17 protein-coding genes are annotated in these 17771 nt (G+C 65.7%); 12 read left to right on the top strand and 5 right to left on the bottom strand.

Going from position 1 to position 17771, the window contains the following annotated elements:
* Positions 1–68: 68 nt before the first annotated feature.
* Positions 69–836 carry a class II glutamine amidotransferase gene (locus AC5I49_RS16120; RefSeq protein ID WP_099735233.1) on the bottom strand — a complete coding sequence of 256 codons (768 nt, stop codon included), beginning with the start codon at positions 834–836 and terminating at the stop codon, positions 69–71.
* 138 nt (positions 837–974) lie between these two features.
* On the opposite strand from AC5I49_RS16120, the gene AC5I49_RS16115 reads away from it, so the two are divergent.
* Complete coding sequence (locus AC5I49_RS16115) at positions 975–1604, top strand: hypothetical protein (RefSeq protein WP_349305371.1); 630 nt, start codon at positions 975–977, stop codon at positions 1602–1604.
* A 63-nt stretch (positions 1605–1667) separates the two neighbouring features.
* Here the strand turns inward: AC5I49_RS16115 and AC5I49_RS16110 are convergent, their stop codons facing one another.
* From AC5I49_RS16110 to AC5I49_RS16100, 3 genes are all read right to left on the bottom strand, one after another.
* A complete protein-coding gene (locus tag AC5I49_RS16110) occupies positions 1668–1856 on the bottom strand; it encodes a 4-oxalocrotonate tautomerase (RefSeq protein WP_012202595.1) in 189 nt (62 codons plus the stop codon).
* 17 nt (positions 1857–1873) lie between these two features.
* Positions 1874–2128, bottom strand: a complete 255-nt coding sequence (locus AC5I49_RS16105; RefSeq protein ID WP_495789606.1) for a cysteine-rich CWC family protein — start codon at positions 2126–2128, stop codon at positions 1874–1876.
* An 80-nt stretch (positions 2129–2208) separates the two neighbouring features.
* Positions 2209–4401 (bottom strand): malate synthase G, encoded by a 2193-nt coding sequence (locus tag AC5I49_RS16100; RefSeq protein ID WP_016454599.1) that lies wholly within the window; start codon positions 4399–4401, stop codon positions 2209–2211.
* A 304-nt stretch (positions 4402–4705) separates the two neighbouring features.
* On the opposite strand from AC5I49_RS16100, the gene AC5I49_RS16095 reads away from it, so the two are divergent.
* The 9 genes from AC5I49_RS16095 to AC5I49_RS16055 all read left to right on the top strand — a co-directional run bounded on the left by AC5I49_RS16095 (position 4706) and on the right by AC5I49_RS16055 (position 13345).
* The gene (locus AC5I49_RS16095) at positions 4706–5641 is read left to right on the top strand and encodes a LysR family transcriptional regulator (RefSeq protein WP_026062476.1); all 936 of its coding nucleotides are present in this window, start codon (positions 4706–4708) and stop codon (positions 5639–5641) included.
* A 28-nt stretch (positions 5642–5669) separates the two neighbouring features.
* Positions 5670–6275, top strand: coding sequence for a DUF3016 domain-containing protein (locus tag AC5I49_RS16090; protein WP_016454600.1), 606 nt, complete (start codon positions 5670–5672; stop codon positions 6273–6275).
* 129 nt (positions 6276–6404) lie between these two features.
* Entirely contained in the window at positions 6405–6851 is a 447-nt protein-coding gene (locus tag AC5I49_RS16085) for a DUF2214 family protein (protein WP_016450692.1), read from the top strand.
* A 54-nt stretch (positions 6852–6905) separates the two neighbouring features.
* Entirely contained in the window at positions 6906–8603 is a 1698-nt protein-coding gene (argS, locus tag AC5I49_RS16080; protein WP_016450693.1) for an arginine--tRNA ligase, read from the top strand.
* Between the two features lie 20 nt (positions 8604–8623).
* Entirely contained in the window at positions 8624–9313 is a 690-nt protein-coding gene (locus tag AC5I49_RS16075; RefSeq protein WP_043790827.1) for an SPOR domain-containing protein, read from the top strand.
* A gap of 81 nt (positions 9314–9394) precedes the next feature.
* The gene (locus AC5I49_RS16070; RefSeq protein WP_016450695.1) at positions 9395–10045 is read left to right on the top strand and encodes a thiol:disulfide interchange protein DsbA/DsbL; all 651 of its coding nucleotides are present in this window, start codon (positions 9395–9397) and stop codon (positions 10043–10045) included.
* A 172-nt stretch (positions 10046–10217) separates the two neighbouring features.
* Entirely contained in the window at positions 10218–10880 is a 663-nt protein-coding gene (gene lptA / locus AC5I49_RS16065; protein ID WP_016454602.1) for a lipopolysaccharide transport periplasmic protein LptA, read from the top strand.
* Positions 10877–11674 carry an LPS export ABC transporter ATP-binding protein gene (lptB, locus tag AC5I49_RS16060; RefSeq protein ID WP_016450697.1) on the top strand — a complete coding sequence of 266 codons (798 nt, stop codon included), beginning with the start codon at positions 10877–10879 and terminating at the stop codon, positions 11672–11674. The genes lptA and lptB overlap by 4 nt, the downstream gene beginning before the upstream one ends.
* Before the next feature lie 54 nt (positions 11675–11728).
* The gene (locus AC5I49_RS16055) at positions 11729–13345 is read left to right on the top strand and encodes an RNA polymerase factor sigma-54 (protein ID WP_209803319.1); all 1617 of its coding nucleotides are present in this window, start codon (positions 11729–11731) and stop codon (positions 13343–13345) included.
* A 21-nt stretch (positions 13346–13366) separates the two neighbouring features.
* Here the strand turns inward: AC5I49_RS16055 and rtcR are convergent, their stop codons facing one another.
* The gene (gene rtcR / locus AC5I49_RS16050) at positions 13367–14992 is read right to left on the bottom strand and encodes an RNA repair transcriptional activator RtcR (RefSeq protein ID WP_126312923.1); all 1626 of its coding nucleotides are present in this window, start codon (positions 14990–14992) and stop codon (positions 13367–13369) included.
* A 697-nt stretch (positions 14993–15689) separates the two neighbouring features.
* On the opposite strand from rtcR, the gene AC5I49_RS16045 reads away from it, so the two are divergent.
* Together AC5I49_RS16045 and AC5I49_RS16040 are read left to right on the top strand one after the other, a co-directional pair.
* Entirely contained in the window at positions 15690–16829 is a 1140-nt protein-coding gene (locus AC5I49_RS16045) for a slipin family protein (protein WP_495789605.1), read from the top strand.
* A 73-nt stretch (positions 16830–16902) separates the two neighbouring features.
* Entirely contained in the window at positions 16903–17748 is an 846-nt protein-coding gene (locus AC5I49_RS16040) for a hypothetical protein (protein ID WP_495789604.1), read from the top strand.
* Positions 17749–17771: the final 23 nt, after the last annotated feature.

Here is a 17771-nt window from a genome sequence, read left to right as displayed (position 1 = left end):
GCCAAAACGGACAACCCAAAAAAGAGAGCGCTGACGCGCTCTCTTTTTATTCCTGAATGCGCAATGGTTCAAAGCGGCAGGCATTCGCCCTGTACAAAGACCTTGAGTTCGCCCGACTGGATTGAAGTCCAGGTCTCATTCTTGGTCAATGGCGCCGTGACGATGATGGCCACGCGGTCCTGGGGTGTGGTTTCCCGGGCGAAGTCCACGGTCAGGTCCTCATCCGACAGATGGGCCTGGGCAAAGGGGTGGCGACGCTCGATGTAGCACAGGTGTGTGGTGGCATGGGCCCACAGCGCTTCGCCGTTGGACAGCAGGAAGTTGAAGGTACCGTGCGGCGAGATGCGCTTGGCCAGTTCGCGCAGCGTGTGCGTGAGTTCCTGGACGCTGGGCAGGCCGGCATGGGACTTCCAGAGCTCCTGAAGAATCCAGCAGAAGGCCTGCTCGCTGTCGGTGTTGCCTACCGGATGGAAGTGGGCATGCAGTTTCGGAGCGAAGCCCTTGAGATCCCCATTGTGGGCAAAGACCCAGTTGCGGCCCCACAGTTCACGCACGAAGGGGTGGCAGTTCTGCAGGCTTACCGCGCCCTGCGTGGCCTTGCGGATGTGGGCGATGACGTTGCGGCTCTTGATCGGGTACTCGCGTATCAGCTTGGCGATGGGCGAGTCGATGGCGCGCTCGTAGCCGACGAAGTGGCGCAGGCCCTTGTCCTCGAAGAAGGCGATGCCCCAGCCGTCCGTATGGTCGCCGGTATTGCCCGCCCGCTGGGTGAACCCCGAGAAGCTGAAGCGCACGTCGGTGGGCGTGTTGCAGTTCATTCCAAGCAGCTGGCACATGGCGGTATCGTTGTTTGCGTAGTTCAAGCCATAGCCTAACGCCTGGCGCGGCAGCTGCAAGCACAATGCGGGGCAACGGCAAAAAAACGGAACACACCCATGCCCATCCTCTGTCTGCATACGGCGCACAGCAACGCCGTGATCTTCGAGCAGGCTGCTGCCGAACTGGGCTGGCCGGCCCACTCAATCGTTCATCAGGTGCATGAGGAACTGCTGTTGGAGGCGGAGGCTGCCGGCGGCATGAATGCGTCGCTTCGGCAGAAAACGGCGGGGCAGCTTGATGCGCTGGCAGACCCTGCCGATATCGATGCCGTGCTGCTGACCTGCTCGACCCTGGGCCCGGCCGTGGCGGATTGCCGCAGTGGCAAGGTCTGGCGTGCCGATGGCATGCTGGCCCGCAAGGTGGCCGCTGCCTTGCAGAGAGATCCCCAGTCACGCATTGCACTGCTGTGTGCTGCTCCCACGACGTATGAAGCCACGCGCGATCTGTTCATGCAAGCGTTGCTGTCTGGCGATGCACATCTGCGCCTGCAGCTGCAGTGTGTCGAAGGCGCATGGGCGCTTTTCCGTAGAGGCGATCTCTCTGGCTACCAGGCACGGATGACCGATGCCGCTTTTCAAGCCTATGCGGCCGGCGCCGCCCAGGTGGTTTTGACCCAGGTTTCCATGGATGGGGTTGCCAGGTACTGGCAGGCCAGAGACTCCCATCCTGTGCCGTGGACCGTGGCTGCCAGTGCGCTGCAGGCACTTGGAGAAATGCGCAAGTAAAGCTGCAACTTCATGGAAAAAGGCAGCCGAAGCTGCCTTTTGCATGCGTTGGAGGAAAAGTCCTCAGCTGCGTTCGGACCAGAGCTTGCCGCCCGTGGCCCAGTTTTCGCGCTTGATGTCGGTGATCAGGATGTCCACCGATTCGGGCGAGCCGCCGAGGACTTCTACCGAGACGCGCGTGATCTCTTCGACCAGCTTGCGCTTTTGTTCGACGGTGCGGCCTTCCATCATTTCGACGTGGTACGTGGGCATGTCAATCTCCTCAGGGATCAAGTTCTAGGGGGTTGGGTCGGCGACATCATATCGGCCGACGCGGGCGGTCGAGGCTTGTCGGTGCCAAGTGCGCAGGCGGAACACAGGCAGGCCTTGTTGAGCAGGGGCTCCGGAATGCGGGCCAATGCATCGGGTGCCACCGGCGTGTCCATGCACCAGCAGTTCAGCGGATCCACGCCCGCAAGAATGGCGCACTGATTGCTGCGGCCGCACAGCGGACACAGGCTGGCATCGGGGGGAGGGGCACTCATCGTGGTTCTGAGTGTAGATCCATGAAAAAAGCACCTCAGGCAAGCCTGGGTGCTTTTTCAAGCGCCGGGCGCCGCCCGCGTCAGGCGGCGGCCTTGACCTTCAGGCGCCAGGCATGCAGCAGGGGCTCGGTGTAGCCGCTGGGTTGCTCCTTGCCCTTGAAGACCAGGTCACAGGCGGCCTGGTAGGCCATCGAGGTGTCGAAGTGGCCGGCCATGGGCTTGTACAGCGCATCGCCCGCGTTCTGCTGGTCGACCACGGCGGCCATGCGCTCGAAGGTCTCGCGCACCTGCGCCTCGGTCACGATGCCGTGCTGCAGCCAGTTGGCGATGTGCTGGCTGGAGATGCGCAGCGTGGCGCGGTCTTCCATCAGGCCCACGTTGTGGATGTCGGGCACCTTGGAGCAGCCCACGCCCTGGTCCACCCAGCGCACCACATAGCCGAGGATACCCTGGACGTTGTTGTCCAGCTCCTGCTGCTTTTCAGCCGCGCTCCACTTGTCTTCCTTGACCACGGGCACCTGCAGCAGGTCGGCCAGGATGTTGGCGCGCTCGGCGTCGGCATTGGTCTGCTCCAGCTGCTTTTGCACTTCGGCCACGTTGACCTGGTGGTAGTGCAGGGCGTGCAGCGTGGCGGCCGTGGGCGAGGGCACCCAGGCGGTATTGGCGCCGGCCTTGGGGTGGCCGATCTTTTGCTCCAGCATGGCCTTCATCAGGTCGGGCATGGCCCACATGCCCTTGCCGATCTGCGCCTTGCCGCGCAGGCCCAGGCCCAGGCCCACGAGCACGTTGCTGCGCTCATAGGCGGCCAGCCAGGCGCTTCCCTTCATGTCGGCCTTGCGGACCATGGGGCCGGCATACATGGCGGTGTGCATTTCGTCGCCCGTGCGGTCCAGGAAGCCGGTGTTGATGAAGGCCACGCGCGATGCGGCAGCGGCGATGCAGGCCTTGAGGTTGACGCTGGTGCGGCGCTCCTCGTCCATGATGCCCAGCTTGACGGTGTTCTCGGGCAGGCCGAGCACCTTTTCCACGCGGCCGAACAGCTCGCTGGCGAAGGCGGCTTCCGCAGGGCCGTGCATCTTGGGCTTGACGATGTAGACGCTGCCCGTGCGCGAGTTGCGGATGCCGTTGGCGCCCAGACCCTTGATGTCATGGACGGCGATGGCCGTGGTGACCATGGCGTCCAGGATGCCTTCGGGGATTTCCTTGCCGTTGCCCCAGAGGATGGCCGGGTTGGTCATCAGGTGGCCGACGTTGCGAACGAACATCAGCGAACGGCCATGTAGCCTGACGGGCTTGCCGTCGGCGCCGGTGTACTCGCGGTCTGCATTCAGGCCGCGCGTCATGCTCTTGCCGCCCTTGTCGAAGGTCTCGGTCAGCGTGCCCTTGAGGATGCCCAGCCAGTTGGCATAGCCCACCACCTTGTCCTCGGCATCCACGGCCGCCACGGAGTCTTCCAGGTCCAGGATGGTGGACAGGGCGGCTTCGACCACCACGTCGGCCACGCCGGCGGCATCGGTCTGGCCGATGGCCGTGGTCTTGTCGATGCGGATGTCGATGTGCAGGCCGTTGTTGAGCAGCAGCACGGAAGAGGGCGCTGCGGCATCACCCTGGTAGCCGACGAACTGGGCGGTGTTCTTCAGGCCCGTGGTGCCGCCGTTCTTGAGCGCGACGACCAGCTGGCCAGCTTCCACGCGATAGCCGGCGGCATCCTTGTGCGAGCCCGAGGCCAGCGGGGCGGCCTGGTCCAGGAAATCACGTGCGAAGGCGATGACCTTGGCGCCGCGAACGGGGTTGTAGCCCTTGCCCTTTTCCGCGCCGCCGTCCTCGCCGATGGCATCCGTGCCGTACAGCGCGTCATACAGCGAACCCCAGCGCGCGTTGGCGGCGTTGAGCGCATAGCGGGCATTGAGAATGGGCACGACCAGCTGGGGGCCGGCCTGGATGGCCAGTTCCGCATCCACGTTGGTGGTGGTCGCCTTGGCATCCTTGGGCTGCTCGACCAGATAGCCGATCTGCGTCAGGAACTGCTGGTAGCCGGCCATGTCGGTGATGGGGCCGGGATGGGCCTTGTGCCAGGTGTCCAGCTCGGCCTGCAGGCGGTCGCGTTCGGCCAGCAGGGCAGCATTGCGGGGGGCGAGGTCGTTGACGATCTCGTCGAAGCCTTTCCAGAATGCCTCGGGCGCGACACCCGTGCCCGGGAGCACTTGTTCATTGATGAAGCGGTGCAGCTCTGTGGCCACCTGCAGGCTGTGGACTTGGGTGCGATCGGTCATGGTGGGAACCCCGGTTGGATGGATGGAAAGACTGGCCTGGACCCTTTACGGGCCTGACTATAAGGAATACTTTATTAGATTTATTTGCGTACATAAATAGACCATAAATCTTAAAACTCGTGACTTTTACGCAAAAATGTGGGAAGGTTATGCGCCTGCCAAAACCATCGGAAATTGGCATGCAGCCCGGTGCGAAGGGCAAATGGCAGACAGCCAGTGCCTACTGCGCAAAAAGGCGGACCCCAGGAGACAGGCATGCATGCGCATGCCCCACAAGAACACGGAAAAGAAACGGACAGCAGTCATGGACAAGCTCAAGGCATTCGAGTCATTCGTATCGGTGGCCACGCGCGGCAGCCTCACGGCAGCGGCCAAGGCGGAAGGCGTGGCGCCAGCCATCATGGGGCGGCGACTGGATGCCTTGGAAGAGCACCTGGGCGTCAAGCTCATGGTGCGGACCACACGCCGCATCTCGCTCACGCACGAGGGCAGCGCTTTTCTCGAGGATTGCCAGCGCCTCTTGTCCGATGTGTCCAACGCCGAGGCCAGCGTCAGTGCGGGCGGGGTCAAGGCCACAGGACATCTGCGCATCACGGCGCCGGCAGGCTTTGGTCGGCGGCATGTGGCGCCTCTGGTGCCGCGTTTTCGGGACCTGCACCCCGATGTGACGATTTCCCTGAATCTGAGCGACCGCGTGGTCGATCTGGCCGGTGAGGGCTTTGACTGCGCGGTGCGGGTAGGCGACCTGCCCGACTCGGCCCTGGTCAGCGTGCGCATCGCCGACAACCGGCGCCAGTGCGTGGCCACGCCCTCCTATCTGGAGCGCCGCGGCACGCCGCGCCACCCCAGCGAGCTGACCCAGCATGACTGCCTGACGCTGTCCAGCGATGCCTCGCAGACGCGCGGCTGGGCCTTCCGCATTCCGCACCCGGACAGCGGTACCAGCGAAGTCGTGCATTTCAAGCCGGGCGGTCCGCTGGACTGCTCCGACGGCCAGGTGCTGCACGACTGGTGCCTGGGCGGCTGGGGCATTGCCTGGCGCAGCACCTGGGAGGTGGAGGCCGAGATCGCCGCCGGGCGCCTGGTGGCGGTGCTGGAGGAATTTGCGGCCCCACCGAACGGCATCTTCGTGGTCTTTCCCCAGCGCAAGCACATGCCGCTGCGCGTGCGGCTGTGGATCGACTATCTCAAGCACCATTACGAGCAGCCGGAATTCTGGCGTCGAACCCACGCGGCCTGAGCAGGCCGCCCAGCAAGGAGGAATGAGCATGGCAGTGTCGATCGCGAAGAAAGCGATATCCGCAACGCAGGTCGCGCCCCCCGCAAGGCGGCGCTGGATGTGCATGGCGCTGGGCGCCGCCTGCCTGGGGATGGTGGCGGGCTGTGCCGTCCAGGGGCCGGAGCAGGGCCGGCCGGACGGGATGCGGCAGGGCGCGGTGCTTGCCGGCATCGTGAGCGTGACCTTTGACGATCCCTCGCGGTTCGATGCCGGGCGCAATGGAACCCAGGAGTCCGAGAAGGCGCGCCGCGCCTGGGTCGATGCGCTGGCCCAGTTCCTGGCCGAGCGTGCCGCGCCCAGGCTGCCCCAGGGCCAGCGGCTGGAAGTCCACCTCACCGATGTGCAGCGTGCCGGCAGTTTCGAGCCCTGGCGCGGACCCCAGGCCGCCGATGTGCGCATCGTCCGCGATATCTACCCGCCGCGCATCGACCTGCGTTTCAAGCTGCTGGATGCCGACGGAAAGCTGCTGCGCGAGGGCAGCCGCCAACTGCGCGATGCGACCTTCATGATGCGCCCCGACCTGTATCCCAACGATCCCCTGCGCTACGAGAAGACGCTGCTGGATGACTGGTTGCGCGCGGAACTGCCGAAGTAACGACGCAAGAGCCGGCGCGACGGGAGGACCGCAGTGGTCTACCGATTGCCTCGGGCATCCCAATGGCGGTCGCCGTTTCTGGCGTAATGCAGCATGGCCCAAGAGGCTCAATTTCTATACGGATTCCCCATGACGATAGAAGCCATTCTGGCCAGCCTTCACCTGCTGGCCATCCTCACCTTCGTGGTGTTCCTGTCCAGCCAGGCAGCGCTGTGCCGCAGCGAGTGGATGAGTGCCGCCGTGGTCCAGCGCCTGGCGCGGCTGGACATGATCTACGGGCTGGCGGTGGTGTTCCTGGTGCTCACCGGCATTGCGCGCCTGGTGTGGGGCGTCAAGGGCATGTCCTGGTACGTCTCGCAGCCACTGTTTCATCTGAAGATGACTTTGTTCGTGGTCGGCGCCGTGTTGTCGATCAAGCCCACGCTGGCCTTCCGGCGCTGGCGCCGCGCGCTGGATGCCGGCCAGGGCCTGCCCCAGCCTGCCGAGGTGGCCAGCACGCGCCGCTGGGTGATGTGGCAGGCGCATGTGGTGCCTGTGATCGCGGTGGTGGCGGTGTTCTGGGCGCGGGGCATGTAGGCCCGGTTTTCCTGTCTGGCGGCATGGGGCGGGCCTGCCACGTAGAATCCGCCGATGCTCTCCGTCAAACAGGAACTGCTCGCGGCTCTGGCCGGCGAGCTTGAAACTTTGTCGCCCGGCGCCGGTGCCCGTGCCGCTTTCGAATCCCCCAAGGTGGCTGCCCATGGCGATTTCGCCTGCACGGCCGCCATGCAGCTGGCCAAGCCACTCAAGCTCAATCCGCGCGCGCTCGGTGAACAGCTCAAGGCTGCGCTGGAGGCCACGCCGGCTTTCCAGCGCTGGGTCGATGCCATCGAGATCGCCGGCCCCGGCTTTCTGAACATCCGTCTCAAGCCCGCCGCCAAGCAGCAGATCATCCGCGAAGTGCTGGGACAGGCCGAGAAATTCGGCTGGCAGGCCGACCGTGGCGCCAAGATGCTGGTCGAGTTCGTCTCCGCCAACCCCACCGGCCCGCTGCACGTGGGCCATGGCCGCCAGGCCGCGCTGGGCGATGCCATCTGCAACCTCTATGCCACCCAGGGCTGGGGCGTGCACCGCGAGTTCTACTACAACGACGCGGGCGTGCAGATCGACACGCTGACCAAGAGCACGCAGCTGCGCGCCAAGGGCTTCAAGCCCGGCGACGAATGCTGGCCCATCGATCCCGAGAATCCGGAAAGCAAGGCCTTCTACAACGGCTCCTACATCCAGGACATCGCAGACGATTTCAAGGCCTGCAAGACCGTCAAGGCCGATGACCGCGAATTCACGGCCAACGGCGATGTCGAGGACTACGACAACATCCGCCAGTTCGCCGTCGCCTATCTGCGCAACGAGCAGGACAAGGACCTGCAGGCCTTCAACCTGCACTTTGACGAGTACTACCTCGAATCCAGCCTCTACACCAACGGCCATGTCGAGGACGCGGTGCAGCGCCTGATCGCGGGCGGGCACACCTACGAACTCGACGGCGCGCTCTGGCTCAAGTCCACCGACTACGGTGACGACAAGGACCGCGTGATGCGCAAGCAGGACGGCAACTACACGTACTTCGTGCCCGATGTCGCCTACCACATCCAGAAGTTCAAGCGTGGCTACTCCAAGGTCGTCAACATCCAGGGCACGGACCACCACGGCACCATCGCACGCGTGCGCGCCGGCCTGCAGGCCGCCGACGTGGGCATTCCGGCCGGCTATCCCGACTATGTGCTGCACACCATGGTGCGCGTGGTGCGCGGCGGCGAGGAAGTCAAGATCAGCAAGCGCGCCGGCTCCTACGTCACGCTGCGCGACCTGATCGAGTGGACCAGCAAGGATGCGGTGCGCTTCTTCCTGCTGTCCCGCAAGCCCGACACCGAGTACACCTTCGACGTGGACCTGGCCGTGGCCCAGAACAATGACAACCCCGTGTACTACGTGCAGTACGCCCATGCGCGCATCTGCTCGGTGCTGGCAGCCTGGGGCGGCGATGCGGACACGCTCAAGGACGTGGACCTGTCGGCGCTGGAAGGCCCGCAGGCCCAGGCGCTGATGCTGCAGCTGGCCAAGTACCCGGCCATGCTGACTTCGGCCGCAGAAGGCAATGCGCCCCACGACGTGACCTTCTACCTGCGTGAACTGGCCTCGCTGTACCACAGCTACTACGACGCGGAACGCATCCTGGTGGACGATGAAAAGGTCAAGCTCGCCCGCCTGGCGCTGATCTCGGCCACGCGCCAGGTATTGCACAATGGCCTGGCAGTGCTGGGCGTCTCGGCCCCGCAACGCATGTAACTTCGAGCGACAAGCCATCTATGAAGACACAGCAACGTGGGGGCACCGTCATCGGTCTCATCATCGGCATGATCGTCGGGCTGGCAGCAGCCCTGGCCGTCGCCGTCTATGTGACCAAGGTGCCCGTGCCCTTTCTCTCCAAGGGCGGCAAGACGGCCGACCAGGACGCGGCAGAGGCCCAGCGCAACAAGAACTGGGACCCCAACGCACCGCTGCAGGGCAAGAACCCGGCGCCGCCACCACCGGCTGCCGTCACGCCCAGCCTCCCCGGCAGCACCACGCCAGCAGCGCCCACCCCGCCCGCCGTGGCCGGCGGCGTGACGCCGCCGCCCGCGCCCGTGGACCCGGCCAAGCCGCCCGCCAAGCCCGACACCAAGACCGATGGCAAGACCTCCGCCGACCCGCTGGGTGATCTGGTGAAGGCGCGTTCCGCCGCTGCCGAGAAGACGGAAAAGGCCGAAAAGGCCGAGGCTGCCTTCAACTACTTCGTGCAGGCCGGCGCCTTCCGCAGCCAGGGCGATGCCGATGCGCAGCGGGCCAAGCTGGCCATGCTGGGATGGGAGGCGCGCGTAAGCGAGCGAGAGCAAAACGGCATCACCATCTTCCGCGTGCGCGTGGGTCCGTTCACCAAGCGCGACGATGCCGAGCAACTCAAGCAAAAGCTCGATGGCGCCGGGGTCGAGTCCACGCTGGTGCGCGCCGCTCGCTGAAACAGCGTTGAGCAAGAGCGCTGAACTTTTTGGCAAACCCCAGCCTCCTAATCTGCAGCATTGAACGAGGAGTTTGTTTTGATGAATCGCCGCGACTTTTCCCTGGCTGCCTCGGCAGCCGCTGCCAGCGCGCTGACGCTGGGCACCTCCGCCGCACAGGCCCAGGCGGCAGCGCCCAAGGAGGGCAAGGACTACATCAAGCTGGCCAAGCCCGCACCCACCAGCGCCGGCGCCGGCAAGGTCGAGGTGGTCGAGTTCTTCTGGTACAGCTGCCCGCACTGCAATGCATTCGAGCCCACCTTTGCCGCCTGGAAGAACCAGGCGCCGGCCGACGTGGTCGTGCACCGCGTGCCCGTGGCATTCAACGCCAGCTTCGTGCCCCAGCAAAAGCTGTACTACGCCTTTGAAGGCATGAACCTGCTGGACACCATGCATGCGCGCGCCTTCCACGCCATCCATGTGGAACGCAACCGCCTGGCCAAGGACGACGAGATCTTCGCCTGGGTGGGCAAGCAGGGCGTGGACGTGGCCAAGTTCAAGGAGGTCTACAACTCCTTCACGGTCTCCAACCAGGTGCGCAAGGCCACCCAGCTGCAGCAGGACTATGACGTGGAAGGCGTGCCGGCCATGGGCGTGGCGGGCCGCTACTACACCGATGGCACCAAGGCCGGGAACATGACCAATGTGCTGCGCGTGGTCGATCAGCTGATCGCCACCAGCCGCAAGGGCTGAGGTAGGGGCCTCGGCCCAGACCACCCGTGACAGGCCCGCCATTGAGCGGGCCTGTCGCTTTTGGAAACCTCTTTTTGTGCCTTCGTGTCAGCGCTTTGCCCCCCGGCTTGAAAGACGCCAGGAACGGTTGCGCGCGACACCCCCTACAATGGATGCAAGAAGCGTGCCCTCCATGAAACAACGACTTTCCCCCCTCCTGCTCGCAGCCGCCCTGGCGGCTTTCGCCGGTTTGGCCCAGGCCGAAAAGGCCGACAGCACCAAGCCCATGAACATCGAGGCTGACGCGCTGCGCCATGACGAACTCAAGCAGACCAGCGTCTTCACCGGCAACGTGGTGATGACCAAGGGCACCATCGTGCTGCGCGGTGCCCAGCTCGATGTGCGCCAGGACCCCGAAGGCTTTCAGTACGGCGTGGTCACGGCCGAAGCGGGCAAGCGCGCCTTCTTCCGCCAAAAGCGCGACACCGTTCCCGGCCAGCCCGAGGAATTCGTGGAAGGCGAGGGCGAGGTCATCGAATACGACGGCAAGGCCGATCTCGTGAAGTTCATCCGCCGCGGCGAACTGCGGCGCTATCGCGGCGGCCAGCTCAGCGACGAGATCACGGGCTCCATCATCGTCTACAACAACCTCACCGACGTGTTCACCGTCGATGGGCAAAAGACCAGCGGCGGCCAGCCCAGCTCCACCGCCGGCCAGGGCGGGCGCGTGCGCGCCGTGCTGGCGCCCAAGGAGGGCACACCGGGCTCGCAGCCGCGCGCTCCCGCCGCAGGCGCGCCGGGCACATCCCTGCAGCCCAGCAACACCCTGGACAGCCTTGGTGGTACCAAGCGATGAGTACCGAGGCCTCAGCCCCCGCTGCCCACGCTTCCTCCCCACGCGCCGAACAGGGCAGCAGCCTGCAGGCGCGCCATCTGGCCAAGTCCTACGGCAGCCGCAAGGTGGTCAAGGACGTGTCGCTGTCCGTGAAGAAGGGCGAGGTCGTGGGCCTGCTGGGCCCCAATGGCGCGGGCAAGACCACCTCGTTCTACATGATCGTGGGCCTGGTGCGCAGCGACGGCGGCGACATCTTCATCGACGGACAGGCCGTGGGAAACATGCCCATCCACCAGCGCTCGCGCCTGGGCCTGTCCTACCTGCCGCAAGAGGCATCGATCTTTCGCAAGCTCAGCGTCGAGGACAACGTGCGCGCCGTGCTGGAGCTGCAAAGGGATGAGCAGGGCCGGCCGCTGGCGCGCAGCGTCATCGAGGAGCGCCTGACGGCGCTGCTGCAGGAACTGCGCGTGGACCATCTGCGCGCATCGCCCGCGCTGGCGCTGTCGGGCGGCGAACGCCGCCGCGTCGAGATTGCACGTGCCCTGGCCACGCAGCCGCGTTTCATCCTGCTGGACGAGCCCTTCGCCGGCATCGACCCCATCGCCGTGATCGAGATCCAGCGCATCATCGGCTTTCTCAAGGCGCGCGGCATCGGCGTGCTCATCACCGACCACAACGTGCGCGAGACGCTGGGCATCTGCGACCATGCCTTCATCATCAGCGACGGCCATGTGCTGGCCCAAGGCACACCCGAGGAGATCGTGGACAACGCCGAAGTGCGGCGCGTCTACCTCGGCGAACACTTCCGGATGTAGCGCCATGCCCTGCCTGGCCCGTCTGCGAGATTGCCTGCGCGAAGGAGCTGCCGCTTGAAGCCCGGACTGTCGCTGCGCGTCTCCCAGCATCTTTCGCTCACCCCGCAACTGCAGCAGTCGATACAGCTGCTGCAGCTGTCCACGCTGGAGCTGGCGCAGGAAGTGGAGCAGATGCTGGGCGACAACCCCTTCCTGGAGCTGGCGAACGACGACGGCGACCACGAAGCGGCAAGCAGCGCCCCGGAGCCTGCGGCGCCCGGCGCCGACGCCGCGGACTCCTTCCAGGAAAGCCGTGCGGACCAGCCATCGGCTGCGGTGGAATGGGAGGCGCCGTCGGACACATCCTCCGGCGATGCCGTCGAGACCTCCGGCACGGCCGAGTCCCTGAGCTGGGAAGGCGATGGCCAGACCAACTCGGGCAACGACGACCGCGACTGGGGCAGCGATGCGCCTTCCAGCCGCACGCGCGGCCAGGGTGACGATGACGAGACCGATGCCACCGAGCTGGCACGCAGCGCAGAAAGCCTGACCGACCATCTGCACCGCCAGGCCCTGAGCCTGCGCCTGGGCGAGGTGGATCGTGCCGCGCTGCGCTTTCTGATCGAGAACCTCAACGACGACGGCTACCTGGAAGACCCGCTCGACGAGCTGGCACAGGGCCTGGCGGGCGACAACCTGGAGGAGTGCGAGGAACTGGTGCACCGCTTCACCGTGGCGCTGCGCCTGTTGCAAAGCCTGGAGCCGGTGGGCGTGGGCGCGCGCGACCTGGCCGAATGCCTGACGCTGCAGCTGCGCGACCAACTGGCCGATGCCGAGCGCGAAGGCGACGGCAGTGCCGAGGACGAAGATCGGCAGGCCGTGCTGCGCACCGCGCTGGACATCTGCGCCCAGCCCATGGACCTGCTGGCGCGGCGTGACCTGCGCAAGCTCGCCAGCCTGTGCGGCGCGCGCGAGGAGCGGCTGCGCGAGGCGATGGTCCTGATCGCCCGGCTGGAGCCGCGCCCGGGCCGGCGCTTCGCCGACGTGCAGCGCCAGATCGTCGTGCCCGATGTCATCGTGCGCCCGGTGCGCATGGGTGCGGGACGCATGGAGTTCAGCGTGCAACTCAACCCCGATGTCATGCCCAAGCTGCGCGTGCACGACATCTATGCCAGCGCGCTGCGCAGCCACCGGGGCAGCGAAGGCCATGCGGCGCTGCAGCAGCGGCTGCAGGAGGCGCGCTGGTTCATCAAGAACATCCAGCAGCGCTTCGACACCATCCTGCGCGTGTCGCAGGCCATCGTGGAGCGCCAGAAGAACTTCTTCGTGCATGGCGAGCTGGCCATGCGCCCGCTGGTGCTGCGCGACATTGCCGATGCGCTGGGCCTGCATGAGTCCACCATCAGCCGCGTGACCACGGCCAAGTACATGGCCACGCCGCAGGGCACCTACGAACTCAAGTATTTCTTCGGCTCGGGCCTGGGCACCGAGGCGGGCGGCAACGCGTCGAGCACGGCCGTGCGCGCGCTCATCAAGCAGTTCGTCGCAGCCGAGGACCCCAGGAAGCCGCTGTCGGACAACCAGCTCGCCGACATGCTCAAGGAGCAGGGCATCGAATGCGCACGGCGCACCGTGGCCAAGTACCGCGAACTGCTCAAGATCCCCCCGACCACGCTGCGCAAGGCCCTGTAGCCGCGCAGGGCGCGCACGCTCTCAGGCCGCAGGCGCGCGGCCGGCCACGTCATCCCATTTGAGGCCGAATTTCAGCAGGTACTTGCGCAGGCGGTCGGCATCGTTGACCACGCTGCGCTGGGTGCGTGACTGGTCGAACAGGCGGCGCCCCGCATCGGACAGCGAGGGCGATTGCCTGCACACGCGCAGCACCGCTTCGAGCTGCATGCGGTCGAACAGATCCATCTGCTCCAGCCTATCGGCGGGCAACAGCGCATCAAGGCCGCAGCCGGCGCCGGCGGGGGCGGGCTGCGCTGCCTCGCCCCGTTGCCACAGCCACTGCATGCGCTGGATCTCGGCATCGACCAGGGCCGTGGAGATGCGCCCTCCGTCAGCCAGCGTGGCCAGCCGCGTCATGCTGGCCGACAGGTCGCGGAAGTTGCCGCTCCACAGCGCCTCGGGCGAGCGCGCAAAGCGCAGATAGCGCTCGCGGGCCTCCACGTTGAAGCGCACCATCTGGCCGGTCTCGTCGGCCGAGCGCGCGAGCAGGTGGTCCATGTTGGGTTCTATGTCCTCGGGGCGCCCGGCCAGGCCCGGCAGCGCGTAGGACCACAGGTTGATGCGCGCGAACAGATCCTCGCGAAAGCGCCCCTGCGCCACGTCGATGCGCAGGTCGCGGTGCGTGCCGGCGACCAGCTGGAAGTCGCTGCTGACCTCGCGGTCGCTGCCCATGGGATAGAAGCGCTTTTCCTCCACCGCCTTGAGCAGCATGGCCTGTTCGTCCAGGCCCAGCTCGCCGATTTCGTCCAGGAACAGCACGCCCTGGTGCGCGCTGCGCAGCAGGCCGGCGCGGTCGGCCGCAGCGCCCGTGAACGCGCCCTTCTTGTGGCCGAACAGCACCGAGGCCGCACCATCGCCGCGCAGCGTGGCGCAATTGACCTCGACGAACTCGCCCTGCACCTGGTGCCTGGCCTTCTTCAACTCGTACATGCGCCGCGCCAGATGCGACTTGCCCGCACCCGTGGGACCCGTGAGCAGGATGGGCGCGCGCGAGCGCACGGCCACGCGCTCGATCTCGTCGATCAGCGCGTTGAACCCGGCATTGCGCGTGGCGATGCCGCTCTTGAGAAATTGCACGGCCTCGCTCTGCTCGGCGCCGAAGCGCTGGGCGATCACGTCGTAGCGCGACAGGTCCAGGTCGATCAGCGCATAGCTGCCCGGGTCGCCCATGCGCTGGCGCCGGGGCGGCGAAGTCTGGGCCAGCACGCCGGGAATGCGGCGCGACTCCACCAGCAGGAACAGGCAGATCTGTGCCACGTGCGTGCCCGTGGTGATGTGGGTCCAGTACTCCTCGCGCTCGGGGTCGAAGCGATAGGCCTGCGTCCAGTCGAACAGCCGCGCATAGACCTCGCCGAAATCCCAGGGATCGGCAATCTCCATGGGCACGAGGTTCACCTGGGTCTCGGGCGATGCCGTGGCGATGTCGCCCTGCAGCAGCTGCGCCAGGGCCAGATGGGGCGGCGTGTAGAGCAGCTCCAGCCGCTCCACCACCAGATCCTCGTGCTGCATGAGGGAGAGGGTCGGCCGCCATTTTTCCCAGCGCCCCGCGCCCCTGCCGGAGTCCAGCTGCGTACCCAGAAAGCCGATGACGACCTTTTTCTTTTCCATGTTTTTGTCTAGTTGGATAGCTGAAATTCTAGTTTCTTTGGATTGAAGAAGAAATCAAGAAAAGTGTGATTTGAGATTTATCCAAATAAATCAAGGGGTTGAAGAAATTTTTGGCACCAGATGCCGGGCTGGCACGCATCTCGCAATAAGCAAGGCATCCAGTGCAGGCGGTGACCGCTCACAGGCCGGGGTTGGGGCAAACGCCCGCCCCGCCGGTGCGGGAAGTCCGGGCCTCCAGGGGCCTGTCGATTTCCCGCATGCCGCACGCCGCAGGCGCTGGGTGACGGCAAGGTTGTGGAAACCGTCCCGCAAGGGACTCCTGGTTCGACTCCAGGCTTGCCAGCCACTGGTAGCTCAGTCTGGTAGAGCACCCTCGCAAGAGGACTGTCGCAGGTTCGATTCCTGCCCACTCTTCCGGCCGCAAGGCCGGGCTATTGAAACGGTCGAAAGACCACCCGCCGAACGCGGGAGGTGGCCGCCGGGTTGCGATGCAGCCCCAGGCCGCCCCCCGTCAGCAGCGGCGGCTGTGCCAGGTCCCGGCACGGTCCGCGCCCGCAGCCAGCCACGCTGCAACCTGTTTCCAGGGTTGCCGCCACGGCGCACTGCAAGGCCCGGGCCGTGCCCCCTGGAACCCCGCCGCTGCTGTAACGGCACCCCTATTGATTGCGGCGAAGACGCCGAACGAGGAGAAGAAGAAATGCTGAAGATCCAACGCATCACCATCAAGAAGAACGAACGCGCCCTGCTGCTGCGCAATGGCGATTTCGAGCGCGTGCTGCACAGCGGCCGGCACTGGCTGTTTGCCGGCACCGACCAGCTGCGCGTGGAAACCTTTGCCCTGGAGCAGCCCGCCTTCACGCACGGCCTGGCCGACTACCTGATGGCGCAGGAGCCCGCCCTGGTGGCCGCCGAGTTCCTGCGCGTGGAACTGTCCGAGACCGAGGCGGGCCTGCGCAGCGAAAACGGCGTGCTGGTCGAGATCCTGCCGCCCGGCACGCGCCGCCTGTACTGGAAGGGACTGGTGGATGTGAGCGTGCAGGTGGTCGACCTGCAGGCCGGCGCCGAGCTGCCCGCCGCCCTGGCGGCGCGCCTGACCCAGACGCAGCTGCGCCAGCGCAGCGTGTCCGGCCTCAACGGCGTGCTGCAGGCGCAGGTGCCCGCAGGCCAGTGCGCGCTGCTGACCATCGACGGCAAGGTGGACCGCCTGCTGCAGGCCGGCAGCCATGCGTTCTGGAAGTTCGGCCGCAGCATTGCCGTGGAGCTGGTGGACCTGCGCCTGCAGGCCGTCGAGGTCTCGGGCCAGGACATCATGACCCGCGACAAGGTCAGCCTGCGCCTGAACCTGAGCGCCACCTATCGCCACACCGACGTTCTGCGCGCCTTTGCCCAGCTGCAAAAGCCCGCCGAGCACCTGTACCGGGAGCTGCAGTTCGCGCTGCGCGCCGCCGTGGGCACCCGCACGCTCGATGAGCTGCTGGAGAACAAGACGGTGATCGACGACGTGGTGACCGCGCACATGGCGGCCAAGCTGCAGCCCTTCGGCATGGTGGTGGAGAGCGTGGGCGTGAAGGACATCGTGCTGCCCGGCGAGATGAAGGCCATCCTGACCCAGGTAGTGCAGGCCGAAAAGCAGGCCCAGGCCAACGTGATCCGCCGCCGCGAGGAAACGGCGGCCACGCGCTCGCTGCTCAACACCGCCAAGGTCATGGAGGACAACCCCGTGGCCCTGCGCATGAAGGAGCTGGAGACGCTGGAACGCGTGGCCGAGCGCATCGACAAGATCTCCGTGTTCGGCGGGCTGGACCAGGTGCTCAACGGGCTGGTGAAGATGCGTTGATAACGCGATGAGGTGGGCGTGGAGTCGCCGGCGGTGCCGGTTGCCTCATGCCTGCCCTTGAAGGAGAGACACCATGGCCAAGAAGATGACATCGAAAAGGATGCAATCGCCTGCAGCGCAAATACAGGAGCGTACAGACGCCCTGGCTGCTGCATCACAGGCGCTCTACCAGAGCTTTGCTGGATACAGGTCGCCGTCGGTAGCGCTGGACGCTTGCGTCACATGCTGCATGGATGCAGACCTGGAGCGCGAGATGCGTCGACTGCCCCTGCGCAGCCTGACCGAGCACCATTTCTACCAATACAACGACGCTGCCAAAAGCTTGGTCCAGCCTGCGGATGAGATCAAGTACCTGGCGCCAAGAATGTTGGAACTGCTGGCGCAGGGCGCAAGGCTGCACCACTCCACCGAGTTGTATCTGGACCGCCTTGGTCGTTGCGAGCCCGGCTCCTTTTCATCGCAGGAAAGCGCGGCGTTGCAAGCCTTTGCTCGTGCCTTCTTTGCCTTGGGGCTGGAGCAGTGGGCTGAGCCGGACACCAGCGTTTTCCAGGGCGAAGAGGCCTTCTCCTTTTTGCTCATGTGGGACTACGCCGGTGTGCCGCTCCAGCCCCTGCTGGACCACTGGCTGACCTGTGACAGCGAGAGCGCCACGCTGCATTTTGTCGATGCATGCTTCTACGAATTCATCTGGGGTGGGAACTGCATCAGCAATGCCTTCGCATCCGATCGCAATGGCTACCGTGCAACGATGGAGCAGTGGCTCTCGCAGGCGGGCACCAAGAAGCATTGGGCAGAAAAGCTGCTGCAACTGGCCGAGCGCGGCCCGGCCAGCACCTGGCTGCCTTCAGGCAAGCGCGACCACCAGTGCTACCCGCTGGATGAGCGCATAGGCGCGGTATTCGACGCCATGGCCACTTGAGGCGGAAACACGATTCAACCAAG

This window comes from Delftia sp. (genome assembly GCF_059499305.1).
Note: the sequence above shows the minus strand (reverse complement) of the source record. Positions and strands in the feature narration are given on the sequence as shown.